The sequence below is a fragment of the Pseudorhodoplanes sp. genome (assembly GCF_046289595.1).
Lineage (GTDB): Bacteria > Pseudomonadota > Alphaproteobacteria > Rhizobiales > Xanthobacteraceae > Pseudorhodoplanes.
The window spans coordinates 16,696-42,703 of record NZ_JBKBVB010000025.1 but is presented as its reverse complement, the minus strand read 5'-3'; the positions used below and the strand labels follow the sequence as shown (position 1 = coordinate 42,703).

The window sequence follows — 26,008 nt, the reverse complement described above, 5'->3', positions numbered from 1 at the left end:
TGTCCTATGAGCTGGTGGGAAGACCGGTGCAAATCCTCCACTGCCCTGCGGTTCACCGACGTCTGCCTGCGCGGGATCGCGCAGGTCATGCTGCAAAACAATCCGCTGACCGGGGCGCTGTTTCTTGCAGCCATCGTATGGGCCTCGTTTACGGCGGGCGCTCCCCGCCTGGCGATTGCCACGATCCTTGCGGTCGTTGTCGCAACCCTCACCGCGCAATGGCTCCGGGTCGATCAGGCCGAACTGGAAGACGGCCTTTATGGCTACAACGCCACCCTGGTCGGCCTTGCGCTCGCTACCTTCCTCGCCCCCGGCGCCCTGCTTTGGCTTTATGTCCTGTTAGGCGCCATCGTCTCGGTGATCGCCACGCTTGCGAGCTTCCGAGTGCTCAAACCCTGGGCGCTGCCTGCGCTGACGGCGCCGTTTGTGCTCGTGACCTGGCTGATGTTGCTCGCGAGCTACGGCTTTGCCGGTCTCAGCGGGGCTGCGCTCCCGACCGGAGCCGTGGTTGGTGCATACCAGGCCTATCCATCCGATCCGCTCGATATTGTCGGATTCATCCGCGGCGTGTTTCTCAGCATCTCGCAAGTCTTCTTGAAGGCCGACGGCATCGCCGCCCTGCTTCTGATCACTGGACTTTTGGTCAATTCGCGCGCCGCTGCAGCCTTTGCCGTCGGGGCCGCGATCCTTGCTGTCGCAACGGCCCATGTTCTGGGCGCTGAAAGCGATCTGATTACGGGAGGGCTCCTTGGCTTCAGCCCCATCCTCACCGCCATCACCCTTGGGACAGTGTTCTACAAGCCGAGCGCCCGGGTTGCCGCGTATGCAGCCTTGGGAGCCGCTTTCACCGTGGTGACGCAGGCGGCGATGAACGTGGCCCTGACACCGATTGCCGTTCCGGCCCTGACCGCGCCGTTCGTTCTGGTGTCCTGGATGTTTCTGTTGCCGCGGCAATGCCTCCAAACGGCACCGCCGGACGAGAAAATAAGCGAGTGATCGAAACCGCCTCTCTTGCGATCATTTGTCTCCCGGAGGGATTTGGCCGGGCTGCCGCGTCTGAAGGCTGATGATGACCGCGGCCATCACGGCCGCGACGATGCCCGCGGCGAAGCCATTGTTGTAAAGATTCAGCCCGGCATGCACCGTTCCGACGCTGCGCGCCGCGGACGAATGCAAAAATCCAACCACAACACCCCAATGCCATCCGAAGCGCCCGGCAATCGGCGCCAGCGTGGTCCCGAACAGCGCCGCGAGCAGTGCCGACGGGTCGTCCGCGCTCCACGGCTTGACGAGCGAGCCCAGAAACACGCCGAGCATGATCGGCCAGATATTTCTCGGATGCTTGCCATATGCTGCGAAGCCGACAATGGCGAAAATCGCGCCGATGACCGGCCCGTTAAGGTCGCCGCCGATCAGAAAGACATAGGCGAGTCCGACCGCGCCGGTGAGACTCATATTGACCAGAACCGGCCCGAAGCCTGTGAGCGCCACAAAGTCCGCCGGCGCCTGTCCTGATTCGCGCACGATCTGCAGCATGCGCGCGACGACGTTGCGGTCGAGCAGATAGCCAAGCACCGCCATCGACAGAAATATGGCGACAAGAAACCCGCCCAGGAGCCGGTTGTATCCCGTGGTCCAGATCATCACAGGATCGGGAACGAACCCGAACGACTTGTAGAGCGCGACGATCAAGACGCCGATGATGCCGGCTGTAAAGCCCATATTGTACAAGCTGTATCCTTGATGCGCCTTGAACAGCTGAGCCGCCGCCGGCGCCAGAACGAAGCCGATGAGCGTCGCGGTCGCAGCGCCGAGCGGCAGGGCCACCGGGAAAGGCAGCGCGGTGCTGAACGCGATTTCCGAGAAGATCGGCGCAAGCGCGGTGCCGAAGAAGGCCGTGTTGATATGCGTGGCGAATGTTTCACCCTTGAACCGGCAATACAGAAATACGCCGAGAACGATGAACCATATGTTCAGGATGTTCTTGCCGAACAGGCCGAAGCCAAGGACCAGAAACAGGCAGGCAACAGCGGCACCGGATATTTTTGCGGCGCATCGGTGATAGAAAATGCAGGCCAAAAGCGTGAGGAGCCCGGCATTGACGCACGCCGCGCCCTTCCCTCCCACGCCGAAATAATCCGTCAGCAGCGCGTCGCGCGTGGAGACGATCTCAATGAGCCCCCGCATCACGGTTGCCGGGCCATCGACAACAAGCCCGAATAAGACGAAAACCGCTGCATAAGCCGCAACGATGCCGAGGATTGCACGGTCGGAGAGCTGAACCGGTTCGGCGGCGCCTGGTAGATTGGCTATCGTCATCGGTTCGACAATCCCGGCAGCACGCGGCACATTTCAGCCGGCCCAGAGCCGCGGCAACGCGCCGCAAAGATTATTCAGCACCGAAACCAGGTCTCGCCGCAAGCGCATGGCGTCGCTCGCGCACAGACGCAGCACCGCAATTCCATTCCAGGCCGAAACACCGGTTTCGCTGTTGCATTCGGCGAGGCAGGCCCGCGCCCGCTCGGCCAGCGCCTCGTCTCCTGGCACAATCACCAGGGTCGCGAAGGCGGTTGCGCCGCCGCCAGCCGCCGGGCGGGCCAGCAGCGCAGAAATATCGCCGTCAAGGCGCAACGTATCCGCAAAGACCAGCGACCCATTCAGTCGGATGCGCCAACGATCGACAAGTCCGCCGCCGCGTACGGTTTCGCTCATGGCGGTACGGCCGAAAATCGTCGTTTCCACCAAGACCAGCGACCCGCCAGCAGCGATATCGGCCTCGATCGACCGGTTCAGCTTCGCCTCGTCGAACAGGATGGTTTCCTGCGGCAGCCACCGCAAAACCGCGCCCGGGGCAGCCATCAGCCGGACCGCAACCCGCGACGGCGCATCGATGGCGCGATAGACTTTCTCCGCCGCGGCCGTGGTCACGGCGAGCTGCGTTTGCGGACCTGCCGTCACGGCAATAGTGAACTCGTCGCCACCGGCAATGCCGCCTGCGGTGTTGAGAATCACCGCCTCGCATTCCGGACCGCTGACATCGGGAAGGCGCACGCGAAACGATCCCTGCTCGGTGACCCTGTCGCGGCGGGTACGTCCGCTCGCGGCGCTGACCGAAAGGTCGATCAGTCCATGCGCCCGATTGCGGGCGAAGACGGTAGCCTTGTCTGCGGGACCGGGTCCGGGAGCCATGCCACATGTCTAGCATGGTTCGCGCCGGGACGAAGACCTACAGCGCCAGCGCGCGACGCAACGCGGGCTCGTCCAGATCGTCCTTGCCGGACGCGTACACCACCGAACCGCGGTCCATGGCGACGAAGCGGTCGCCGAGTTCGCGAGCGAAGTCGTAATATTGCTCGACCAGAACGATGGCGATATTTCCGAGATTGCGCAGATAAGCGATGGCGCGGCCGATATCCTTGATGATGGAGGGCTGGATGCCCTCGGTCGGCTCGTCGAGCAGCAGCAGCCGCGGCTGCATCACCAGCGCCCGCCCGATCGCAAGCTGCTGCTGCTGGCCTCCGGACAGGTCGCCGCCGCGCCGGCGCAGCATGTTATTGAGAACCGGGAACAGCGAGAATACGTCGTCCGGGATGGCGCGCTCGCTGCGCTTGAGCGGCGCGAAGCCGGTCTTCAGGTTTTCTTCGACGGTCAGTAGCGGAAAGATTTCCCGCCCCTGCGGCACAATGGCGATCCCCGAGCGGGCCCGCTGATAAGGCTTGAGGCCGTTGATCGCGCGGCCGTCCCATTCGATCGTGCCCTTGCTGACCGGCTGCTGGCCGACAATGGCGCGCAGAAGGCTGGTCTTGCCTACGCCGTTGCGGCCGAGCACGCAGGTGACTTCGCCGGCCTTGGCGACGAGCGACACCCCGCGCAAGGCTTGCGCCGCGCCGTAATGCAGATCGATGGATTTCACGTCGAGCATTTGTCGGCCTCCGTCATTCCGGGGCGCGCGCAAAGCACGAACCCGGAATCCATCACTACCAGCGCAGCTACGGTGTCCGGGCTCGGGGCTTCCGCCCGCCGGGAAATGACCATGTGAGACAATCCCGCCATCACCGCCCCAGATAGACCTCAACCACGCGCTGGTTGGTCGAGACCTGGTCGATCGACCCCTCCGCCAGCACAGAACCTTCGTGCAGGCACGTTACCTTGACGCCGAGCTCGCGCACGAAATGCATATCGTGTTCAACCACGATCACGCTCTTTTCCCGATTGATTTCGCGCAGCAGCGTTGCGGTCTGCATGGTCTCGGCGTCGGTCATGCCGGCGACCGGCTCGTCGACCAGCAGGAGCTTCGGCTCCTGCGCCAGCAGCATGCCGATTTCGAGCCATTGCTTCTGGCCATGCGACAGCGAGCCCGCAAGCCGAAAGCGCGCCGGTTTCAGCCTGATGATGTCGAGAATCTTGTCGATCCGGCTCGTATCGTCCGCATTGGGGGACCATCGAAGCGACGCGCGCGCACTCTTGTCCATGCTGAGCGCCAGCAGGACATTGTCCTCCACCGTGTGCATTTCGAACACGGTCGGCTTCTGGAATTTGCGGCCGATACCGCGCCGCGCGATCTCGGTCTCGTCGAGCTTGGTCAGGTCGGCCTCGCCCTCGAAAACCGCATAGCCTTCGTCCGGCCTCGTCTTGCCGGTGATGACGTCCATCATCGTGGTCTTGCCCGCGCCATTGGGGCCGATGATGGCGCGCATCTCGCCCGGCTCGATGGCGAGCGACAGGTTGTTGAGCGCCTTGAAGCCGTCGAACGACACCGAAATGCCGTCGAGATAGAGCAGCGCCGTGGTGGTCCGCATGTCCATCTTGCGCTACTCCGCAGGCTTGGCCGCCGCGTCGGCCGCGACGGGCTCGCTGCCCCCCGCAGCGGCCTTTCGCGCCTGCCGCTCGCCCCACCAGTGCGAAACGGTCCCGACGATCCCCCGCGGCAGGAAAAGCGTGACGAACACGAATAATCCGCCGAGCACGAACAACCAGTATGGCGCCAGCAAACCGGTGGTGAAGGTCGTCTTGGCGTAATTCACCAGCACGGCGCCCAGCACCGCGCCGGTCAGCGTACCGCGGCCGCCGACCGCGACCCACAGCACGGCCTCGATCGAGTTGGCGGGCGCAAATTCGCTCGGATTGATAATGCCCACCTGCGGCACATAGAGCGCGCCGGCAAGTCCGGCCATACAGGCCGAGACTGTCCACACGAACAGCTTGTAGTGTTCGACCCGGTAGCCGAGGAAGCGCGTGCGCGATTCCGCATCGCGGATCGCGACCAGCACCTTGCCGAGCTTCGAGGTCACGATCTTGCGGCAGATGATGAAGCAAATGCCGAGCGCGGCGCAGGAAACCGCAAACAAGGCCGCGCGGGTCGACTGCGCCTGCACGTTGAAGCCCAGGATATCCTTGAAGTCGGTCAGACCGTTATTGCCGCCGAAGCCGAAATCGTTGCGGAAGAAGGCCAGCATCAGCGCGAAGGTCAGCGCCTGCGTGATGATGGAGAGATAGACGCCGGTGACGCGCGAGCGAAACGCGAACCAGCCGAACAGGAAGGCCAGCACCCCGGGTGCGAGAAACACCATCAGGATCGCGTAGGGGAAGGACTGGAAGCCGTACCAGAAAAACGGCAATTCCTTCCAGTTCAGGAACACCATGAAGTCCGGAAGGAGCGGATTGGCATAGACGCCGCGATCGCCGATCTGCCGCATCAGGTACATTCCCATCGCATAGCCGCCGAGCGCGAAGAACGCGCCGTGGCCAAGCGAGAGGATCCCGCAATAGCCCCAGATCAGGTCGATCGAGAGCGCCAGCAGCGCATAGCAGATGTATTTGCCGAACAGCGCAACTGCATAGGTGGGCACATGCAGTGGATGCGAGGGGGGAAGCAACAGATTCGAGAGCGGCACGAGGATCGCGACCGCAGACAGAATCGTGAGGAACACGACTGCCTGCCTATCCAGCGTGCGGATGATGGGGCCACCGTTCATGTGTGAGCCCCCGCGCGTTCGCAATCGTTCATCATGCTTCCACCGCCCGGCCCTTCAGCGCGAACAGGCCGCGCGGGCGCTTCTGGATGAACAGGATGATAAGGACGAGGATCGCGATCTTGGCGACGACCGCGCCCGCATAGGGCTCCAGAAACTTGTTGGCGATGCCGAGCGAGAAGGCGCCGACCAGCGTGCCCCAGAGATTGCCGACGCCACCGAACACCACCACCATGAAACTATCGATGATGTAGCTCTGGCCGAGATTGGGCGAAACGTTATCGATCTGCGACAGCGCGACACCGGCGAGCCCGGCAATGCCGGAGCCGAGGCCGAAGGTCAGCATATCGACATTGGCGGTCTTGATCCCCATCTGCGCCGCCATGCGGCGGTTCTGCGTCACCGCGCGCATCTCCAGCCCGATGCGGGTGAAGCGCAAGATCGCGAGCAGCCCGAAGAAAACGGCGAGCGTGAAAATCACGATCCACATGCGGTTATAGGTGATGGTGATCTGGCCGACCTCGAAGGCGCCGCTCATCCAGGATGGATTGCCGACTTCGCGGTTGGTCGGTCCGAAAATCGTACGCACCGCCTGTTGCAGGATCAGCGAGATGCCCCAGGTGGCGAGCAGCGTGTCGAGCGCGCGCCCATAGAGCCACTGGATCACCGTCCGCTCGATCAGGATGCCGATCGCACCGGCCAGCAGGAAGGCCATTGGAATGGCAATCGCCAGCGAATAATCGAACAGCGCCGGATTATGGGCGCGGATCAACTCCTGCACCACGAAAGTCACATAGGCGCCGATCATCACCATCTCGCCATGCGCCATGTTGATGACGCCCATCACCCCGAAAGTGATGGCAAGCCCGATGGCTGCGAGCAAAAGCACCGAGCCGAGCGACAGCCCGTACCAGGCGTTCTGCAGCACTTCCCAGAAGGCAAGCTGGTTCTGAATTGCCGAGATCGCGTCCTGCGCCTTGATCTTCACCTCGGCGGGCGTATTTGCCGGCAGTCCCACGAGGAGCGCAATCGAGTCCTGGTCGCCGCGCGCGCGAATGGTGTCGATGGCGGCGAGTTTTTCCTTTTCCGACGCATCGTCCTTGTAGAGAATCACCGCTGCCCGAGCTTCCTCGAAAGCCCGCTTGATGCGCTGCTGGGCCTCCTTGGCGATCGCCGCATCGAGCGCTTCAAGTGCTCCAGCATCCCGCGACCGGAATACCGCTTGCGCCGAGGCAAGACGCTGGCGCGGATCCGGCGCCATCAGTCTCAGGCCGCCAAGGGCCGCATCGAGCGCGCGGCGCAGCCGGTTGATGACGCGGACTTCGTTCAGGGATGCAGGCGCCGGATCGGCCGCAGTGCCCGTCGCGGCGTCAAGCACGGTGTCACCTTGGCGGATAAACACTTTTTTGGTTGCCGGGTCGAAAAACAACCGGCCGCCCTGGAGGGCCTCCAGAATCGCAACCGCCCGCGGCGATCCCGAGGCCGCGACCGCGGCGATCCCTTCTTCGGTCTTGTTGAACGAGCCTTCGGCAAAGGGAGCCAGCGCATCGTCCAGGGTCTGGCTGGTGGCGGACGGCGCGGCCAGAAAAAATGCAAGCGCCAGAACGCAGGCGACCAGACGGCCGCACATGAATGTCATCTTTCGCGTTGTCCCGGCATTCTGTTGGCAGGTGGAAGCGGCGCTGTGCGCCGCTTCCGGTGTCGTTTTCACCAGTCGGTCGTCAGGAGCCCTGACCGCCGCACTTCTTGGTGACCTTGTTGTAATTGCCGCACTTCAGATTGACCCAGTCGGCGATCAGGTCCTTGGAGCCTTCCAGATGCGGCGACCAGGCTTCGCCGGGGATCAGGCCGTCGGTCTTCCACACGATGTCGAACTGGCCGTCGCCGCGCACTTCGCCGATGAAGACCGGCTTGGTGATGTGGTGGTTCGGCAGCATTTCCGAAATGCCGCCGGAGAGGTTCGGGACCTTGATGCCCGGCAGCGCGTCGATCACCTTGTCGGCTTCGACCGTGCCCGCCTTCTTGACCGCCTCGACCCACATGTTGAAGCCAATCACATGAGCTTCCATGGGATCGTTGGTGACGCGCTTGGGATTCTTCGTGAAGGCTTTCCACTTCTCGATGAATTCCTTGTTGGCGGGCGTGTCGATCGACTGGAAGTAGTTCCAGGCGGCGAGATGGCCTTCCAGCGGCTTGGTGTCGATGCCGGCCAGCTCTTCTTCGCCGACAGAGAAGGCGACGACCGGGATGTCTTTCGCCTTGACGCCGCGGTTGGCGAGTTCCTTGTAGAACGGCACATTGGCGTCGCCGTTGATGGTGGAGACGACCGCGGTCTTCTTGCCGGCCGAACCGAACTTCACGATGTCGGCGACGCGGGTCTGCCAGTCCGAGTGACCGAACGGGGTGTAGTTGATCGAAATGTCCTCGTCCTTGACGCCCTTGGACTTCAGATAGGCCTCGAGGATCTTGTTGGTGGTGCGCGGATAGACGTAGTCGGTGCCTTCCAGCACCCAGCGCTGCACCTTCTCTTCCTTCATCAGATAGTCGACCGCGGGGATCGCCTGCTGGTTCGGCGCGGCGCCGGTATAGAACACGTTGCGCTCGCTCTCCTCGCCCTCATACTGGACCGGGTAGAACAGGATCGAGTTCAGCTCCTTGAATACCGGAAGCACCGACTTGCGCGACACCGAGGTCCAGCATCCGAACACGGCCGCAACCTTGTCCTTGGCGATCAGCTCGCGCGCCTTTTCGGCGAAGAGTGGCCAGTTCGACGCCGGGTCGACAACAACCGCTTCCAGTTTCTTGCCGAGCAGACCGCCCTTCTTGTTCTGCTCCTCGATCAGCATGAGCATGACGTCCTTCAGCGTGGTCTCGCTGATGGCCATGGTGCCGGAGAGCGAATGGAGAATGCCGACCTTGATCGTTTCCTGCGCCTTGACCGGCAGGACGGCTGCCATCGATAGCGCAAGGCCCGCAGCCGAGGCCAACAGCCAGCGGCGGGCGATCGGTCGCGGAGCGACCGCACGGATGAAGTGGTTCATGTTGTTTCCTCTGCTTCACGCGCACGCCAGAAAACCCGGCATCCCGCGCCGCAGGGGAGTTCGCAAGGGATGTGCCAATTTTCGAAAGTGGTCCAAGGCCTTGAGTTACAACCAAAAAATGTGACCGTTGCCCGCCTGCAAAATAGGCAGGTGAAACAGCCTGATTACCATTGAAACAAGTTGGTTATTTTTTGTGCACATCGACCGTCTTCACCGGCCATTGTTTCGACTGGGCTTGGCCGCGGGTTGGCGCTACAGCCCTCCGATCGCGGTCCGTGGCCCGAAAGAATGCTTATGATCAGGACGAGCGGGTTGAGTTTTGCTGTTGCAGTTGCGGTCGCCGTATCGCTCGCCCTGAAAGGGCCGGCTTCGGCGCAGGCTCGCGGGGAAGCCAAAGTGCTGCTGGAGCGCGCCGTCGAATTGTCCAATTCCGGCGACGCGGCCGGCGCTCTGCCGCTGGCGCAACAGGCGCTGACGATCCTCGAAAAGGCGGAGGGTCCGGATCATCCTGACGTTGCTTCGGCGCTTAATTATCTCGGAATTCTGAACCAGCAGACCGGCCGCCTTAAGGAAGCCGAGCCACTCTATCAGCGCGCATTGTCGATCCGGCAAAGGGTGTTCGGCGCCGAACACCCGCAAGTCGCGATCTCTGCGGACAACCTCGCCGCGCTCTATCGCACCACCGGGCGCAGGAACGAGGCCGAACTTCTGTACAAACGGGTGCTGGTGATCCAGGAGAACAATTTCGGGCCGGAGCATCCCGCGGTTGCGGCAACGGCGAGCAATCTCGCCGCCATCTATCAGGAGACCGGGCGTGCGCGCGATGCCGAGCCCTTCTTCCGGCGCGCGCTCACCATCAACGAAAAGGCCTTTGGACCCGATCATCCGCAGGTCGCCGCATCGCTTCTGGCACTCGGCGCGCTCTACCGGACCAGCGGCCGGCTTGCCGAAGCCGAACCGATGCTCAAGCGCGCCGTCACCATCGAAGAACAGGCTCGCGGCGCGGAGCATCCCGAGATCGCAAGTCCCCTCCTCGAACTGGCCATGGTGTACTGGATGCAGGGCCGCACCGACGACGTCGAGCCTCTGTTCAAGCGTGCGCTCGTCATTCGCGAAAAGGGCTACGGACCCGACCATCCCGCCGTCGCGCAAGCCGTCAACACCATGGCCGGCTTCTATCGCGATCAGGGCCGCCACAGCGATGCCGAGCCATATTTCAAGCGGGTGCTCGCCATGTACGAAAAGGCGCTCGGTCCGGACCATCCCGGGGTCGCGACATCGCTGAACAATCTGGCGGTGCTCTATCAGGAGATGGGCCGGCCGGGCGATGCCGAACCGCTGGCGAAGCGTGCGCTGACGATCCGCGAGAAGACGTTCGGGCCGAATAATCCGCAGCTCCTGAATACGATCCACAATCTCGCGGAGCTTTACCGCACGCTCGGCCGCAAGGCCGAGGCCGATGCTCTCGCCAAACGCGCGGACGCGATCCGGCAGCGGGCCAAATAGACCTTTCAAGCAACCCCAGCAAGGGAGGCTTGTGTCCCGGTTCCGGATGATGCACATCCCCGGCAGTCAATGCCGGAGTGTGATTTCATGGCCCAGAAAATTGGACTCGTTGTGACTGCCCACCCGGGTGATTTCGTCTGGCGCGCAGGCGGCGCGATCGCGCACCATGCGAAGATGGGCTACCGGATGAAGATCGTCTGCATGAGCTTCGGCGAGCGCGGCGAGAGCCAGTTCGCCTGGAAGGAAGCGGGCGCCACGCTGGAAAGCGTGAAGGCCGGCCGGAAAGACGAGGCGGAACGCGCCGCAGCGCTTCTTGGCGCAGAGATCGAGTTTTTCGATTGCGGCGATTATCCGCTGAAACTGACCGACGCGCATTTCGACCGCATGGTCGACATCTATCGCGAAACCAATCCGGCCTTCGTGCTCACCCATGCGCTGAAGGACCCCTATAATTTCGACCATCCCAACGCCGCCCATTTCGCGCAGGAAACGCGCGTGGTCGCGCAGGCGATGGGCCACAAGCCGGGCGCCAAGTACCAATACTCTGCGCCGCCGGTTTATCTGTTCGAACCGCATCAGCCCGAGCAATGCGACTTCAAGCCGGATCTTATCCTGAAGATCGATGACGTGTGGGAGACCAAGTACAAGGCCTTCCAGATCCTGGCGGCGCAAAAGCACCTCTGGCACTATTACGAGCGGGTGGCGCTGAACCGCGGCATTCAGGGCTCGCGCAATACCGGCATCCCGATGACCTATGGTGAGGCCTATCAAACGCTGTTCCCGCGCGTCGTCACCGACACGCTCGGCTGAACGGAGGAGGCATCGCCATGAAGACCGTCGTCGTTCGCAACATCGAGCGCGCCGATGCGCAGGCTTGTCAGATTCTTGCGCGTCTTGGCGTATCGACCTCGCACGAGGCGCTGGGCCGCTCTGGCCTTATGAAACCCTACATGCGGCCGATCTGGCCGGGTGCCGCCATCTGCGGTCCTGCCGTCACCATCATGGCGCAGCCGGGCGACAACTGGATGATCCATGTCGCGATCGAGCAATGCAAACCCGGCGACGTGCTGGTGGTCGGCGTCACCGCCGACAATACCGACGGCATGTTCGGCGACCTGCTTGCCACGTCGGCCAAGGCGCGCGGCGTTCAGGGACTCATCATCGATGCCGGCTGCCGCGATGTCGCGACCCTGAAGGAGATGGGTTTCCCGGTCTGGTCCAAGGCGATCTCGGCCAAGGGCACGGTGAAGGCGACGCTTGGCGCGGTGAATATTCCGGTGGTCTGCGCCGGGGTGAACGTGATCCCGGGCGACGCGATCGTCGCCGACGACGACGGCGTGGTGGTGATCCCGCGCAAACTCGCAGCCGAGGTTGCGGCCAAGGGCCAGAAGCGCGAGGCAGACGAGACCGCAAAGCGAGAGAAGCTTGCCGCGGGCGTCCTCGGCCTCGACATGTACAACATGCGCGAGCCGCTCGCGAAGGCGGGGCTCGTCTATGTCGACAACCCCGAGGACGTGTGAGCCATGCTGACCCTCTATTACGCGCCGAACACCTGCGCGCTCGCCTCACTGATCTCGCTCGAGGAAGCCGGCGCCACTTATGATACCGTTCGCCTGAATTTCGCGGAGAGCGAGCAGCGCAAGCCCCAATACCTGTCCATCAATCCGAAAGGACGCGTCCCGGCTCTGGCAACCGAGCGAGGCATCCTGACGGAGACTCCCGCGATCCTCGCCTTCATCGCGCAGAGCTTTCCGGCCGCCCGTCTTGCACCACTCGACGACGTCTTCGCGTTCGCGCAGGTGCAGGCCTTCAACAGCTATCTCTGTTCGACCGTGCATGTCGCCCATGCACACCGGCTGCGGGGCTCGCGCTGGGCAGACGACGAGGCCGCGATCGAGGCAATGAAAAAGAAAGTGCCGCAATCGGTCGGCGACTGCTTTGACCTGATCGAACGCGAGATGCTCAAGGGGCCCTTCGTGATGGGCGAGACCTACACCATCTGCGATCCGTATCTCTACACGATCAGCAGATGGCTCGAGGGCGACGGCGTCGACGTCGCGCGTTTCCCCAAGGTGCAGGATCACGTCCGGCGCATGGAAGCGCGGCCGGCGGTGCGGCAGGCCCTCGCCCTCCAGATGGCGGCTGCGGCCTGACCCTTTCCGGTTGCAATCGTTCCGCCTCCGCTCTTTTATGCGACAGATTTAGGTCTTTTCGAGCGCAGTGGCGCCGATTCGGCGTGAAGAAAAACAAGTCAACGCAACAACTTGAATTTTTTTCGTGCCTTGAAGGAAAGCGTAAAGACCATGGGAGGTCGCCAGGCAAACCCATGACTTCCGGTCCATCGCAAAACCCCATCGATCCGATTGCCGAGGGCGATCTGCGTCTCGATTCACCGTCCTTCCATCGCAATTGTGCGCCGATCTGGGCGGAGCTATCGGGCTACCTGAAAGACCGCCAGGGCAACGTGCTGGAGGTCGGCAGCGGATCCGGCCAACATGTCATCGAATTCGCCAAAGCCTCGCCTCACCTGCTCTGGTGGCCAACCGATTACGACGAGCGCAACCTACGAAGCATCGATGCCTGGCGGCGGCATGCGCAGGTCCAGAATGTGCAGGAAGCGCGAAAGCTCGACCTGTGCGCGCTGGAATGGGGTCTGAACGAAGCCGATTCCGCAACGCTGAGCGATCTGACCGCGATTTTCTGCGCCAATGTGCTGCACATATCGCCCTGGCGCACCGCACGCGGTCTGATGTGGGGCGCGTCGCAGCGTTTGCGTCCGGGAGGCCTGCTGTTCATTTATGGCCCGTTCAAGCAGGACGGGCAGCACACCGCACCGAGCAACGAAGCGTTCGATGCGTCATTGCGGGCGCGCAATCCGGACTGGGGCATGCGCGATATCACCGATTTGCAAGCGCTCGCGCATGAGCACGATCTTCTGCTTGCGGAGATCGAGCCGATGCCGGCCAACAACATGCTTCTGGTTTTCGAGCGGCGCGGCCTTTGATACGGGCGGCTCAGACGGCGATCACGCCGTCCCGGTTCACGAAGATGCGGCTCTCGCCGATCACGCCAGGCAATCTCGCCGCGACATGCTTGCGCAGCTTGGCATCCGGCTCGTCGCTGGCCGACCAGACCGTCACATAAATCGTGTCGTTTTCGACCATGACATCGAAGTCGGCGATCATGCCCGCCGCCACCATGATGGCGAGCGCACCGGCCGAAGCCTTCAAATAGTCAAGCGCCTTGCCCTTCATCGCCACACCCCTCCTCGAACCATTAACAATGCGTAAATGGAAAACGGCCGCCGCGCCGTTTCTCCGATTCAAATTAGCCGGGTCGCGCGTCGTCAGAATGTCGAGACCATGTCGGAAGCGAGATTACGATTCACGCTTGCGTGAATCCGGTGCGGCGAACCGCCCCTGCGTCGTTCGCGACATGTGAATTGTCAAATCGACGTCACACGCCATTCACAGCTGCGACAAACGACACCGTGAAGAACGGCGTGTATCAGGAGGCTCATATCCATGCGCGCCATCACGATCTCAGTTGTTCTTTCGCTAACCGTCCCCGGCACCGCGCTGGCCCACGAATTTCCGGCAGTGCTCGCCGGCCATGTCGTCATCCCGGCGGAAAGCTATATTCCCGCGCCTGCCGATGCGCCCGAGGATCTCAAGATTTCCGGTAAGTTCACCACCGGCAAGCGCGTCGACGCCGTCGGCACGGTGGAGGGCCGCTCACGCGGCCGGCCGACCGGGGTCAAGCTGCCGTTCAACGGCCAGCCGCTCCAGGGCCATTCCGGAATCAAGCGCATGCCCGACGGCACATTCTGGGTGGTGATCGACAACGGTTTTGGCAACAAGGCCAATTCGCCGGACGCCATGCTGTTTCTCAACCAGTATCGTCTCAACTGGGACGCCGGAACCGCGGACCGGCTTGCCACCGTCTTCCTGCACGATCCCGACAAGAAAGTGCCGTTCCGGATCGTTCACGAAGGGACGGCAAAACGCTATCTCACCGGCGCCGATTTCGACCTGGAAAGCTTCCAGATCATTGGCGACACATTCTGGATCGGCGAAGAATTCGGACCCTACCTGATCCGCGCCGACAAGACCGGCAAGATCGAGGCGGTGTTCGAGACCATGATCGACGGCAAAGTCGCGCGATCCCCGGATCACACGGCAGTGACCTCGCCGGGCGTGCCCGGCGGCGCGACCAGCTTCAATGTGCGCCGCACGAAAGGCTATGAAGGGATGGCCGTTTCCCCCGACGGCCGCTTTCTCTACGCTATGCTCGAAGGCCCGGTATGGGATACCGAAAAGAAGGATTGGGAAAAGACTTCAGACGGCAAGGAATATCTGCGCATCCTCGAATTCGATGTGGCCGGCGAAAAATGGACCGGTCGTCACTGGAAATATGTGCTGGAGGAGAATGGGCTCGCGATCGGCGACTTCAACATGATCACGCCGACGCAGGCTCTCGTCATCGAGCGCGACGACGGCGAAGGCACCGCCGACAAGGCCTGCCCGGCTGGGACCAAGGCGGAGAATTGCTTCAACCAGCTCGCCAAGTTCAAGCGAATCTACAAGATCGAAATGAGCGACGCGAATGCCGACGGTCCAGTGCGCAAGATCGCCCATATCGACCTGATGAAGATCGCCGACCCGGACAAGAAAGCGCGCAAGCCGCTCAATGACGGCGTGCTGACCTTCCCGTTCTTCACCATCGAGAATGTCGACATCGTCGATGCCGACCACATCGTGGTGGGCAACGACAACAACCTGCCGTTCTCGACCAGCCGCGATCCGAACAAGGCCGACGACAACGAGTTCGTGTTGCTAAAAGTGACAGACTTCCTGAAGGCGAAGTAGCTTTATGCGTCCGGGGCGCGGGCCAAATATCCGCGCCCCGGAATTCACGCCTTGCGATCATGGTGAGGACGTCCCGGGCTCGGGCCGCACCCGCCGCTTCTCGACGCGCGCCGCCGCGCGTGTTAGGTCGCTGCCGTCCAACACAGCCAAGGCGACCGACGGCCCATGATCAAAGAGCCCATCCTCGACATTGCCCACCTTGCCCACCTCGAATTGCTCACGCCGAAATTCGAGCAGAGCCGCGACTTCTTCGTCAACGTCATGGGCATGACGCAAAGCGCCGAAAAGGGCGACAGTGTCTATATGCGTGCGTGGGACGATTACGAGCTCTATTCGCTCAAGCTGACGGCCTCAAAGACCTCCGGCCTCAAGCATGTCGCCTATCGCTGCCGCTCGCCGCAGGCGCTGGAGCGCCGCGCTGCTGCCCTGAAGGGCTCCGGCTTCGATATCGGCTGGACCGACGGCGACGTCGGCCACGGCAAGACCTTCGTCTGCAGGGATCCTGACGACCATGTGGTCGAACTCTATTACGAGACCGAGTGGTACCAGGCGCCGCCGGACAAGAAGCCCGCCCTGAAAAACCAGGCGCAGCGGTTTCCCGCGCGCGGCTGCAACGTGCGCAGGCTCGACCACTGGAACGGGCTTGCCGTCGACATCAAGGCAAACCGCGAATTCTATGAGAACTATCTCGGCTTCCGGCTCACCGAGACCATCATCCTCAATGACGGCTCGGAAGCGGCGATCTGGATGACGGCCACCAACAAGAGCTACGACTTCGCCTATACGCGCGATCATACGGGCACCAAGGGCCGCTTCCATCACATCACCTACGCGCTCGATCAGCGCGAAGAAATCCTGCGCGCCGCCGACATTTTTCTGGAGAATGGCATCCATATCGAAACCGGTCCGCACAAGCACGCGATCCAGCAGACCTTCTTCCTCTATGTCTACGAACCTGGCGGCAACCGCGTCGAGGTGGCCAATGCCGGCGCGCGGCTGATCCTCGCGCCGGACTGGAAGCCGATCGTGTGGACCGAGGACGAACGCAAGAAGGGCCAGGCCTGGGGGTTGAAGACCATCGAGTCATTCCACACCCACGGCACGCCGCCCGTGGAGGCCAAGGGGCATTAGGCATCGCGGTGGCCACCATCCCCACCACGCTGCTTCCTTCCGGCGAGCCGGTTCCGGTCTTCGGGCTCGGCACCTGGATGATGGGCGAGAGCGAGAAGAGGCGCCGCGATGAGGTCGACGCGCTCAAGCTCGGGCTCGATCTCGGCGCAGCCCTGATCGACACGGCGGAAATGTATGGCGATGGCGAGGCCGAGACCATCGTCGGCGACGCCATTGCCGGCCGCCGCAACGGGCTCTTCCTCGTCAGCAAGGTGCTGCCGGAGAATGCTTCGCGCAAGGATACGGTCGCGGCCTGCGAGCGCAGCCTCAAGCGGCTGCGTACCGACCGGATCGACCTCTATCTGTTGCATTGGCGCGGTTCCACTCCGCTGCAACACACGCTCGAGGCGTTCGTCCAGCTCCAGCGCGAGGGCAAAATTCGTTACTGGGGGGTGAGCAATTTCGATACCGACGACATGGAGGAATTGCTCGCACTGCCCGGCGGCGACCAATGCGCCACCAACCAGGTGCTCTACAATCTCAAGCGCCGCCGTATCGAATATGATCTCGTACCGTTCTGCAGGGCGCGCGGCATTCCGGTCATGGCCTATTCTCCGATCGAACAGGGCCGGCTTCTCGCCGCCGCCGCGCTGAAGGAAGTCGCTTCGCGGCATGACGCAACGACTGCGCAGGTGGCGCTGGCCTGGCTGCTCCGGCAATTCGGCACGATCGTCATTCCGAAGGCGACGAATCCCGAGCATGTCCGCGACAATTTCAAGGCGCTCGATCTCAAGCTCGCAGAGCACGATCTTTCCGTTCTCGACCGCGCCTTCCCGCCCCCGGACAGGAAATACGCGCTGGAGATGTTGTAGACTTCCGCCGGGTTAGACGACGGCCGCAAATTGCGTATAACGACGCGCAACGCAGCGAGAACGTCATGACCGATCTATCGAAGCTTTCTATCGGGCTTAAAGGCACGGCACAGATCCGCGTCGGCGAGAAGCAGACCGCACCGCACGTCGGCTCGGGCCGCGTGCGGGTGCTGGCGACGCCGGTCATGATCAACATGATGGAAGCAGCCGCGCTCGACGCGATCGAAAATCTGCTGCCGCCCGGTCACCAGAGCCTCGGCACCCATCTCGATGTCGGACACTATGCCGCGACACCGGTCGGCATGACCCTGCGCGCCAGCGCCGAAGTGACAAGGATCGACGGCCGCAATGTCACCTTCCGCGTCGAGGCCTTCGACGACAGGGAACGCGTCGGCGACGGCACCCATACACGCGTTGTTGTCAATGTCGATCGCTTTGACGCGCGTATCCAGAAGAAGCTCAAGAGCGAACAATGAGCGCACGGATTTCCTTCATCGGCTTCGGCGAGGCCGGCCAGGCCATGGCGGCGGGCTTGCGTGAAGACGGAGTCGCGGACATTGCGGCGTGGGATGTCCTGTTTGCGGATAAGCCGGGCGCCAAGCTTGTCGCAGCGGCTAACGCAACAGGCGTGCGAGTCGCGACTTCCGCGGCCGATGCGGTGCGTCACGCCGACGTCGTCATCTCGGCGGTCACAGCCGCGTCCAGCTACGAGGCGGCGCAATCTGTGTCGGGGCATCTGACGGGCAATCCGTTCTATCTCGATGTCAACTCGGTCTCGCCCGGCCGAAAGCAGGTGACGGCAACACTCCTCGGAGACGAGGCGCGCTATGTCGATGTCGCCATCGTCTCGGCGATCCATCCGGCGCGCCACAGGTCGCCGCTGATGCTTTCCGGCCCGCATGCGGCAGAGGCGGAAAACGTCATGATCGCTCTCGGCATGAAGCCGCAAGTCGTAGGCGGCAAGGTCGGCGAGGCCGCCGCGATCAAGATGATTCGTAGCGTCATGATCAAGGGGATCGAGGCGCTGACGCTGGAATGTTTCCTCGCGGCGACGCGGGCCGGCGTGTTCGACCAGGTCGCGGCGTCGCTGCGCAACAATTATCCGACGCTCGATTGGGAGAAGCTCGCCGAATACAACATCGAGCGCATGGCGAGCCACGGCATCCGCCGCGCGGCCGAGATGCGCGAGGTCGCCGAAACCTTGCGCGAGCTTGGGGTCGAACCGCTGATGACGTCGGGAACGGTCGAACGGCAACAGCAGCTCGGCGAGATCGGCCGGCTGCCGCAGGTCAGGGACGCGGTCGCAAAAGGACGTACCCCGATGATCGAAGCGATCGACGGCGCCACGCGCTATAGCAAATAGCAGCGGTAGCGCCGTCGTTGTTTTTCTCCGCAATCAGCGCGGCGGAATCTGCAGCAATTCCGACAGCTGCTCCTGCGTCAGCGGCTTGTCGAGGAATTTCAGCTTCACGGCGTCCGCCACAGCGCCCTCGATATCGGCCATCTTGTCGGTCTGCATGGTCTCCTTCGGGTGGAACTCCGCGATCGATTCCCGCAGCATGCCTTCATCGGCCTTGATCTTCTGGGCATACATCGAGATCGCCTTCGGATCGGAGTACATCCAGTCCGTGGCCTCACGATACGCCTTCACGAACCGCATGATCGCGTCTTTCTTGTTCTTCAGAGCGTCGGCATTGACGATGATCGTACGCACCGTCTGGCCCTTGAGCGAGGGCACGTCGGAACCGCGGACCACCATGCGGATCTTGCCTTCCTTCAGTTCCCTCACACCAAAGGGCGGTGCCGCCCAGCCGATATCGATCTGCCCGCTCATGACGGAGGTCAGGGTACCGGGAGGACCACCGGTCGCGGTCGGCTTCGCCTTCAGTCCGAGCTCCTGCTGGAACGCCAGAACCAGATTGTGAGTCGAGGAGCCCGAGGTCGAATAGGCGATGGTGTGCTTGTCGGTGATGTCGGCCGCGGACTTGATCGGCGAATCCGCTTTCACGTACCAGTAGAGATCGCCGGTGCCGGTGAAGGCCGGCAGCAGGATGCGCACCGGCGCGCCCTTGGAAAAGGCGCGCATCACACCGGCGACGCCGACGCCTGCGCCGAGATCGGCCGAACCCGAAATCACCGCCTGGATCGTCTCGCCGGCGCCTTGCGTGCCAACCGCTTCAAGCTTCAGGTTATGCTTGGCAAAAATGCCGGCATCCTGCCCCAGCGTCGGCGCCTGATTTTCCCAGTTGTTGATCTGACCGATGGCGATCTTCAACTGGTCCTGCGCAATAGCCGGACCCGCGGCCAACGCCACCAAGATCGCCGCACCGATTGCGGCTGCCGTGCGCTTCATCGCTTTCTCCCTTTTGCCTTGGTCTTTTTCGATGATGTGGTGCGGTTGACGCTAGCACGCTTGGCGCTTCTGCCAACCGGCTTTTTCGCAAGGCGCGGCAAACCGCCGCCGGATTTTTCCAGCCGCGCCGACCAATATTCCCATGTCCTGAAATTTGCCGTCGGCATGGCGTTGATCTGCGCCGATTTCTCGACCTCGCCCGGACGCAGCGGCATGACCTTGCCCAGCATCTGCGCGGCGAATTGGTACTCGGCATTGCGACAGGAATAGATCGCGCGGAACACCAGTTCCTGGATGGTCGACCCCACCACGGTCGCGCCATGCCCTTTCATCAGCACAAGCGGCGCCTGACCAAGCGCGCGGGCAAGCGAGGCCCCCTCCTCCGGCTGAACCAGCAACAGATTGGTATCGCCGAATTCGTCATACTGGTCCCACATCGGCACCTTGGGTCCGATCACGGCACCGAGATGCATGACCGGCAGCAGCTCCATTCCGGAGATGCAGAACGGCATGACCGCCGGCGCGTGATGATGCACCACCGCCATCACGTCGGGCCGCGCCTTATAGATTTCGCCGTGTATCACCCGCTCTGCATAGAGCCGCAGATCGGTCTTTTTCACCGGACTGGAATCGAGATCGTATTCCAGGACATCGGCCGGCTCGACCAGCTCGGGTGCGCGCGAGCGCGAAAGGAAATAACGGTTTGGATCGGCCGGATGGCGCATGCTGACATGGCCAAACGCATCCAGCACACCTTCATGCGCGAGAATGCGGTTTCCGAGCGCAACCTGCGAGCGAACTTCATCGATTGAGACCACGAATCCTCCTTGGCTGGTCGAGCCCCGTCTCGCCTTTTTCCGTTTCAATAGCGCGGGGCAGACTTATCCTTAACGCATCGTCACCGGCAACCGAATTTGCCCCGTAACGCGATACTAACCGGTACGGATTAATACAGCGACGGTTTGGATATTGCGACAGCATGAAGACCAGGTTCGGCGCAATAGCAGGGCTCCTGCTCCAAGGAACGGTTGTCCTCGGACTGGCGATGATCGCTCTGCTCTGGAGCAATATTTTCGTTTTCCTGCGCTATGACCGGCAGGCGGCGATCGACGCCGCGATGACAAACACGGCAAATCTCGCGCGCGCGTTCGGCGAACACACCTCGCGCACCATCTTTGGCGAAGATTCCACATTGGTGGTGCTTCGCACGCTGCTGAGCCGGGATTCTGAAAGCTTTTCCGCCGTTGACTGGACCAGATTGCCGGACGCGGTCCTGCAGTACAGCGTCATCGACAGGACCGGAAAGCTCGCCGCCTCTTCGCTGGGCGAGACTGCAGCCATCGATCTGAGCGACCGCAACCATTTCGCCCATCACCTCAACACCGCGGAAGATGCCCTCTACATTGGACGGGCGCAGACTGATCGCGCATCGCAACGCGCATCCATTCAACTGAGCCGTAAACTGATCGCACCGGATGGCGCGTTTGCCGGTGTTATCGTTGCCTCGCTGGACCAGCAAAAACTGACGAGCTTCTACGAAACTATTGATGTCGGTAAGGATGGCGCGATCAGCCTCATCGGCCTTGACGGACACGTGCGCGCCTCGCGGGGATTCAAAAGAGATATCACCTATGTCCCGCCGGACAGCCCATTGCAGCAACGCGCCCAGACAAAGCAAGAGGGCTCCTACATCACGTCAGGCTCCTTCGACGGCGTTCCCCGCATTCTATCGTACCGAAAGATCGAAAACCTGCCTCTCATCGTGACGTCTGCGGTCAGCAAATCCGAGGTGCTGACACCGCATTATCGAAAGGCCTTTGAAGCCAAGACGATCGGCGCAGGAATCACTGCGATCATCGTCGTCGTGATGGGCTTCAGCATTTCAAATCGCCTGCGACTCGATCGCGCCCTTGATTCGTTGCAAAACAGCGAAAAAATCGCGCGAGAGAGAAGCGAGCAGTTCAGCATCACGCTCGACAATATCGACCAGGGAATCATCATGGTCGATCCCGATGGATGTATCCGGGTCATCAACAGACGGGCAGTCGCGTTGCTGGACATTCCAGAGGACTGGCTGCGGCAGTCTCTCACGTTCAGGGAACTGGGAGCGAGGCTCTGGGACCGTGGCGAATTCGAAGGCAGCCGGCATCCGCATATTCACAACGCAATTGCCGGCAACGGCATTTTCGCCGGCCCGGCCGTCTATGACCGAACCCGGCCAAACGGGACCATACTCGAAATCCGTCACGTGCCGCTGCCGAACGGGGGTCTGGTGCGCACCATCACCGACATCACCGCGCGTCGCAAAGCCGAAGAGCGGATCAGACATCTGGCCCTGCACGATGAACTGACGGGCCTTCCAAATCGCGCAGCATTCCGCGACCGGATCGAGCAATGTTTTAAGGAGGCGCAACGGCACGGTGAATGTTTTGCCTTGCTGACCTTCGATCTGGACCGGTTCAAAACAATCAACGACACCCTCGGGCATCTCGCCGGCGACGCGGTCCTCCGGGAGGTGGCGCAGCGCCTGACGCCCTGCATCCGTGACGTCGATCTCGCTGCACGCCTCGGCGGCGACGAGTTCGCCATCGTACAGCCCGCCATCCGGTCGAGCGAGGATGCAGCGGCGCTGGGGCAACGCATCCTCGACGCGATGCGCACACCGTTTCGGATCGGCGATCGGACAACCGGCATCGGTATTTCCATCGGGGTTGCGCTCGCACCGCGCCATGCGTCGAACTTCAAGGATCTGATTGCGGTCGCCGATGCTGCTCTCTACAGAGCCAAGCGCAACGGCGGCAACCGGTACGCCTTCTGCGAAGCAGGTTCGCTGCGGCCGGTGGCCTGAGCGCGCCATCTCGATGTTTGACACCCCGCAGCGCCCTTCCTAAACATGCCCGGCAGGGCTGCCGGCCCATACATGGCTGGCCGAACGTTTAGGGAAACCGTTGTGCCGGACGTCGTCGAGTTCCGCCGCGAAGAGGCGATCGCGGTCATCACCGTCAATCATCCGCCGGTCAATGCGCTCAACAATGCGATGCGCAAGGGACTGGTCGAGGCGCTGAACCGGGCACGCAACGATGCTCAGGTCAAGGGCGTGGTGGTTGCCGCCGCCGGCCGCACCTTCATCGCCGGCGCAGACATCACCGAATTCAACCTGCCGCCCGCGAGTCCGACCACCCTCGATGTGATCGAAACCATCGACGCCATGCCGAAGCCGGTCGTTGCCGCCCTGCACGGCACGCCGCTTGGCGGTGGACTTGAGGTCGCGCTCGGCTGCCACTTTCGCGTCGCGGCTCCCGGCACGAAACTCGGATTGCCCGAGATCAAGCTCGGGCTGATGCCGGGCGCGGGCGGCACCCAGCGGCTGCCGCGCCTGATCGGCATGGAAAAGGCGATGGCCATGATCCTGTCCGGCGACCCGATCGGCGCCGACGACGCCAAGTCCTATGGTCTGATCGATGAGATCGTCTCCGGTGATCTGGTTTCTTCTGCGGTATCGTTCGCCAATCGCGTGATCGCCGAGCAGCGCCCCCTCTCCCGCGCGCGCGACCGCGACGACAAGCTCGCCGAGCTTCGCGCCAATCCTGCCAAATTCGACGAGCTCGCCGCGCCCTATGCCAAGCGGTCGCGGGGCCTGCACGCGCCGGCCAAGGCGCTGGAAGCGTTGCGCTGGACCCTCGACGTGCCGGTGGCCGAAGCGCTGATCCGCGAGCGCGATGCCTTCATCGAACTGAAGAACGGCGCACAGTCGAAAGCGCAGCGCCACATCTTCTTTGCCGAACGCGAGGCGGCGAAGGTGTCCGACCTGCCGAAGGACGTGAAGCCGATCGACGTGAAGCGGGCCGCCGTCATCGGTGCCGGCACCATGGGCGGCGGCATCGCGATGTGCTTCGCCAATAGCGGGATCCCTGTCACCATCGTCGAGACCGGCGAAGATGCGCTAAAGCGCGGCCTCGATCTGGTCGCAAAGAACTATCAGGCAACCGCCAAACGCGGTGGGCTCAGCGCCGAGGATGTCGAGACCCGGATCGGCCTGATGCACGGCACAACCGAGGCCGGCGAAATCGCGGACGCCGACATGATTATCGAGGCGGTGTTCGAGGACATCGGCGTCAAGCGCGAGGTGTTCGGTAAGCTCGACGCCATCGCCAAGCCCGGCGCGGTGCTCGCCACCAACACCTCCTATCTCGACGTCAACGAAATCGCCCATTTCACCAAGCGGCCGCAATCCGTCGTCGGCATGCATTTCTTCAGCCCGGCGAATGTGATGCGTCTTCTGGAGATCGTGCGCGGCGCCGATACCGATGCGCAGACGCTGGCGACCGCCATCGGCATCGCACGCAAGATCGGCAAGGTGCCGGTCGTGGTCGGCGTCTGTCATGGCTTTGTCGGCAACCGCATCCTGCGCGTGCGTTCGACCGAGGCAGAGCGGCTCTTGCTCGAAGGCGCGCTGCCGCAGGATGTGGACGGTGCGCTCACCGCGTTCGGCTTCCCACTCGGCCCGTTCGGCGTGAGCGATCTTGCCGGGCTCGATATTTCCTGGCGCATGCGCAAGGCCCAAGGCGCGCGCGCCGAGATCGCCGACCAGCTCTGCGAGATGGGCCGCTTCGGCCAGAAAACCGGCAAGGGTTTCTATCTCTACGAAGCCGGGTCACGTACGCCAAAACCCGATCCCGAGGTCGAGGCGCTGATCGTTGCCACCTCGCAGCGGCTCGGCATCGCACGCAAGCAGATGAGCCGCGATGACATCACCGAGCGGCTGCTGTTCCCGATGATCAATGAGGGCGCGCGGATTCTTGAAGAAGGCATCGCGCAGCGTCCGGGCGATATCGACGTGATCTGGGTCTATGGCTATGGCTTTCCGGCCTGGCGCGGCGGACTGATGTATTACGCCGATCAGGTCGGGCTGCCCTATATCCGCGACCGCCTGACGGAATTCGCCAATCGGGTCGGCGATCCCAAACACGAACCGGCGGCGCTCCTGAGGCGGCTGGCGGACGAGGGACGCGGCTTCGGATCGCTCGCCAAGGATAGCTGACATGATCCCGCCGCTCTCACCGCATGCGCAGGACATCGCAAAGCGGCTGACGGCGTTCATGGAGGGACATGTCTATCCGGCGGAAGCCGTATTCGAGCGCCAGCTCGCCGAAGCCAAGGACCGCTGGAGCGAATTGCCGGTCACCGCCGAGCTGAAGGCGAAGGCAAAAGCAGCGGGACTGTGGAACCTCTGGCTGCCCAAAAAGCATTACCCCGAGGGACTCACCAATCGCGACTATGCCCCGCTGTGCGAAATCATGGGGCGCTCGCCAATCGGTCCGGAAAGCTTCAACTGCTCCGCGCCCGACACCGGCAATATGGAGACGCTGATCCTCTACGGGAATGAAGAGCAGAAGAAGCAATGGCTGCCGCCGTTGATGGCAGGCGACATCCGCTCCTGTTTCGCGATGACCGAACCGGACGTCGCCTCCTCCGACGCCACCAATATTCGCACCGAAATCCGCCGCGAAGGCGACACGTACGTGATTAACGGCCGCAAATGGTGGACCACCGGCGCGCCGGACTCGCGCGCGAAAATCCTGATCGTCATGGGCCGCACCGATCCGGATGCACCGGCACACAAGCAGCAGTCGATGGTGCTGGTGCCGATGGACACAAAAGGCGTGAAGGTGATCCGGCCGCTCTCGGTCTTCGGCTATGACGATGCCCCGCACGGCCATGCCGAAGTGCTGTTCGAGAATGTGCGGGTGCCCGCATCCAACATCTTGCTCGGCGAGGGCCGCGGTTTCGAGATCGCGCAAGGCAGGCTCGGGCCCGGCCGCATCCATCATTGTATGCGCACCATCGGGCTTGCCGAGCGTGCCCTCGAAACGCTGTGCCAGCGGGCACTGAGCCGGACCGCGTTTGGCAAGCCGCTCGCGGACCAGGGCGTCACCCGGCACTGGATTGCGGAATCGCGCATGGAGATCGATCAGGCGCGGCTCCTCACCCTGCACGCAGCGCAAATGATCGACGAGGTCGGCACCAAGGCGGCGCGCGCGGCGATTGCCATGATCAAGGTGGTCGCGCCCAATATGGCGCAGAAAGTCGTGGACCGGGCCATCCAGGTCTGCGGCGCCGGCGGCCTATCGCAGGATTTCCACCTCGCTTATGCCTATGCGCGGGCCCGCTCGATCCGCATTCTCGACGGGCCGGACGAGGTGCATCGCGAGACCATCGCCAAGATGGAATTGCGCAAGCATGCCGCGGGCGGCGGCAATGCGGGGTAGCCTTTCTGCTTATTCCG

24 protein-coding genes are annotated in these 26,008 nt (G+C 62.6%); 14 read left to right on the top strand and 10 right to left on the bottom strand.

The genetic code is table 11. The features are described 5' to 3' along the window. Window positions 1-996, top strand: a 996-nt coding sequence (gene yut, locus ACK41X_RS07840) for an urea transporter (RefSeq protein WP_409720979.1), incomplete at its 5' end; no start/stop codon positions are given. Between the two features lie 21 nt (window positions 997-1,017). On the opposite strand, the gene ACK41X_RS07835 is transcribed toward yut, so the two are convergent. The 7 genes from ACK41X_RS07835 to urtA all read right to left on the bottom strand — a co-directional run bounded on the left by ACK41X_RS07835 (window position 1,018) and on the right by urtA (window position 9,013). Then, the gene (locus tag ACK41X_RS07835) at window positions 1,018-2,319 is read right to left on the bottom strand and encodes a DUF1576 domain-containing protein (protein ID WP_409720976.1); all 1,302 of its coding nucleotides are present in this window, start codon (window positions 2,317-2,319) and stop codon (window positions 1,018-1,020) included. Window positions 2,320-2,352: 33 nt separating this feature from the next. Continuing rightward, the gene (locus ACK41X_RS07830) at window positions 2,353-3,189 is read right to left on the bottom strand and encodes an urease accessory protein UreD (protein ID WP_409720973.1); all 837 of its coding nucleotides are present in this window, start codon (window positions 3,187-3,189) and stop codon (window positions 2,353-2,355) included. Window positions 3,190-3,226: 37 nt separating this feature from the next. Further along, on the bottom strand, window positions 3,227-3,922 hold the full coding sequence (gene urtE, locus ACK41X_RS07825; RefSeq protein WP_409720971.1) for an urea ABC transporter ATP-binding subunit UrtE: 696 nt from the start codon (window positions 3,920-3,922) through the stop codon (window positions 3,227-3,229). A gap of 130 nt (window positions 3,923-4,052) precedes the next feature. Continuing rightward, a complete protein-coding gene (gene urtD / locus ACK41X_RS07820) occupies window positions 4,053-4,805 on the bottom strand; it encodes an urea ABC transporter ATP-binding protein UrtD (RefSeq protein ID WP_409720969.1) in 753 nt (250 codons plus the stop codon). Between the two features lie 6 nt (window positions 4,806-4,811). Then, complete coding sequence (urtC, locus tag ACK41X_RS07815) at window positions 4,812-5,975, bottom strand: urea ABC transporter permease subunit UrtC (protein WP_409720967.1); 1,164 nt, start codon at window positions 5,973-5,975, stop codon at window positions 4,812-4,814. A gap of 31 nt (window positions 5,976-6,006) precedes the next feature. Continuing rightward, window positions 6,007-7,611 (bottom strand): urea ABC transporter permease subunit UrtB, encoded by a 1,605-nt coding sequence (urtB, locus tag ACK41X_RS07810; protein ID WP_409720964.1) that lies wholly within the window; start codon window positions 7,609-7,611, stop codon window positions 6,007-6,009. An 82-nt stretch (window positions 7,612-7,693) separates the two neighbouring features. Then, window positions 7,694-9,013: an urea ABC transporter substrate-binding protein gene (urtA, locus tag ACK41X_RS07805; protein ID WP_409720961.1), complete on the bottom strand. Its 1,320-nt coding sequence runs from the start codon at window positions 9,011-9,013 to the stop codon at window positions 7,694-7,696. Between the two features lie 294 nt (window positions 9,014-9,307). Here urtA and ACK41X_RS07800 point away from each other — a divergent pair, with 294 nt between their 5' ends. From ACK41X_RS07800 to ACK41X_RS07780, 5 genes are all read left to right on the top strand, one after another. Continuing rightward, complete coding sequence (locus ACK41X_RS07800; RefSeq protein ID WP_409720959.1) at window positions 9,308-10,519, top strand: tetratricopeptide repeat protein; 1,212 nt, start codon at window positions 9,308-9,310, stop codon at window positions 10,517-10,519. A gap of 87 nt (window positions 10,520-10,606) precedes the next feature. Then, on the top strand, window positions 10,607-11,329 hold the full coding sequence (locus ACK41X_RS07795; RefSeq protein WP_409720956.1) for a PIG-L deacetylase family protein: 723 nt from the start codon (window positions 10,607-10,609) through the stop codon (window positions 11,327-11,329). A 17-nt stretch (window positions 11,330-11,346) separates the two neighbouring features. After that, entirely contained in the window at window positions 11,347-12,039 is a 693-nt protein-coding gene (locus ACK41X_RS07790) for a 4-carboxy-4-hydroxy-2-oxoadipate aldolase/oxaloacetate decarboxylase (RefSeq protein WP_409720953.1), read from the top strand. 3 nt (window positions 12,040-12,042) lie between these two features. Further along, window positions 12,043-12,672: a glutathione S-transferase family protein gene (locus ACK41X_RS07785; RefSeq protein ID WP_409720950.1), complete on the top strand. Its 630-nt coding sequence runs from the start codon at window positions 12,043-12,045 to the stop codon at window positions 12,670-12,672. Between the two features lie 173 nt (window positions 12,673-12,845). Further along, window positions 12,846-13,523, top strand: a complete 678-nt coding sequence (locus ACK41X_RS07780; protein WP_409720947.1) for a DUF938 domain-containing protein — start codon at window positions 12,846-12,848, stop codon at window positions 13,521-13,523. Between the two features lie 10 nt (window positions 13,524-13,533). On the opposite strand, the gene ACK41X_RS07775 is transcribed toward ACK41X_RS07780, so the two are convergent. After that, window positions 13,534-13,773: a hypothetical protein gene (locus ACK41X_RS07775; RefSeq protein WP_409720944.1), complete on the bottom strand. Its 240-nt coding sequence runs from the start codon at window positions 13,771-13,773 to the stop codon at window positions 13,534-13,536. Between the two features lie 270 nt (window positions 13,774-14,043). Between ACK41X_RS07775 and ACK41X_RS07770 the strand changes: the two genes are divergently transcribed. From ACK41X_RS07770 to ACK41X_RS07750, 5 genes are all read left to right on the top strand, one after another. Beyond that, window positions 14,044-15,387, top strand: coding sequence for an esterase-like activity of phytase family protein (locus tag ACK41X_RS07770; protein ID WP_409720941.1), 1,344 nt, complete (start codon window positions 14,044-14,046; stop codon window positions 15,385-15,387). 165 nt (window positions 15,388-15,552) lie between these two features. Continuing rightward, a complete protein-coding gene (locus tag ACK41X_RS07765; RefSeq protein ID WP_409720939.1) occupies window positions 15,553-16,518 on the top strand; it encodes a catechol 2,3-dioxygenase in 966 nt (321 codons plus the stop codon). Window positions 16,519-16,526: 8 nt separating this feature from the next. Continuing rightward, complete coding sequence (locus tag ACK41X_RS07760; protein ID WP_409720937.1) at window positions 16,527-17,369, top strand: aldo/keto reductase; 843 nt, start codon at window positions 16,527-16,529, stop codon at window positions 17,367-17,369. Between the two features lie 65 nt (window positions 17,370-17,434). Next, complete coding sequence (locus ACK41X_RS07755) at window positions 17,435-17,845, top strand: thioesterase family protein (RefSeq protein WP_409720935.1); 411 nt, start codon at window positions 17,435-17,437, stop codon at window positions 17,843-17,845. Continuing rightward, on the top strand, window positions 17,842-18,732 hold the full coding sequence (locus tag ACK41X_RS07750; RefSeq protein WP_409720933.1) for a DUF1932 domain-containing protein: 891 nt from the start codon (window positions 17,842-17,844) through the stop codon (window positions 18,730-18,732). The genes ACK41X_RS07755 and ACK41X_RS07750 overlap by 4 nt, the downstream gene beginning before the upstream one ends. Window positions 18,733-18,765: 33 nt before the next feature. Here ACK41X_RS07750 and ACK41X_RS07745 read toward each other — a convergent pair whose 3' ends face one another. Next, a complete protein-coding gene (locus ACK41X_RS07745) occupies window positions 18,766-19,722 on the bottom strand; it encodes an ABC transporter substrate-binding protein (protein WP_409720931.1) in 957 nt (318 codons plus the stop codon). Beyond that, window positions 19,719-20,540 carry a class II aldolase/adducin family protein gene (locus tag ACK41X_RS07740; protein ID WP_409720929.1) on the bottom strand — a complete coding sequence of 274 codons (822 nt, stop codon included), beginning with the start codon at window positions 20,538-20,540 and terminating at the stop codon, window positions 19,719-19,721. Before ACK41X_RS07740 ends, ACK41X_RS07745 begins: the two co-directional genes overlap by 4 nt. 227 nt (window positions 20,541-20,767) lie before the next feature. Here ACK41X_RS07740 and ACK41X_RS07735 point away from each other — a divergent pair, with 227 nt between their 5' ends. The 3 genes from ACK41X_RS07735 to ACK41X_RS07725 all read left to right on the top strand — a co-directional run bounded on the left by ACK41X_RS07735 (window position 20,768) and on the right by ACK41X_RS07725 (window position 25,991). Then, window positions 20,768-22,570, top strand: a complete 1,803-nt coding sequence (locus ACK41X_RS07735; protein ID WP_409720927.1) for a diguanylate cyclase domain-containing protein — start codon at window positions 20,768-20,770, stop codon at window positions 22,568-22,570. Window positions 22,571-22,672: 102 nt separating this feature from the next. After that, entirely contained in the window at window positions 22,673-24,763 is a 2,091-nt protein-coding gene (locus tag ACK41X_RS07730; RefSeq protein ID WP_409720925.1) for a 3-hydroxyacyl-CoA dehydrogenase NAD-binding domain-containing protein, read from the top strand. 1 nt (window position 24,764) lies between these two features. Continuing rightward, window positions 24,765-25,991 carry an acyl-CoA dehydrogenase family protein gene (locus tag ACK41X_RS07725; RefSeq protein ID WP_409720923.1) on the top strand — a complete coding sequence of 409 codons (1,227 nt, stop codon included), beginning with the start codon at window positions 24,765-24,767 and terminating at the stop codon, window positions 25,989-25,991. Window positions 25,992-26,008 lie beyond the last annotated feature (17 nt).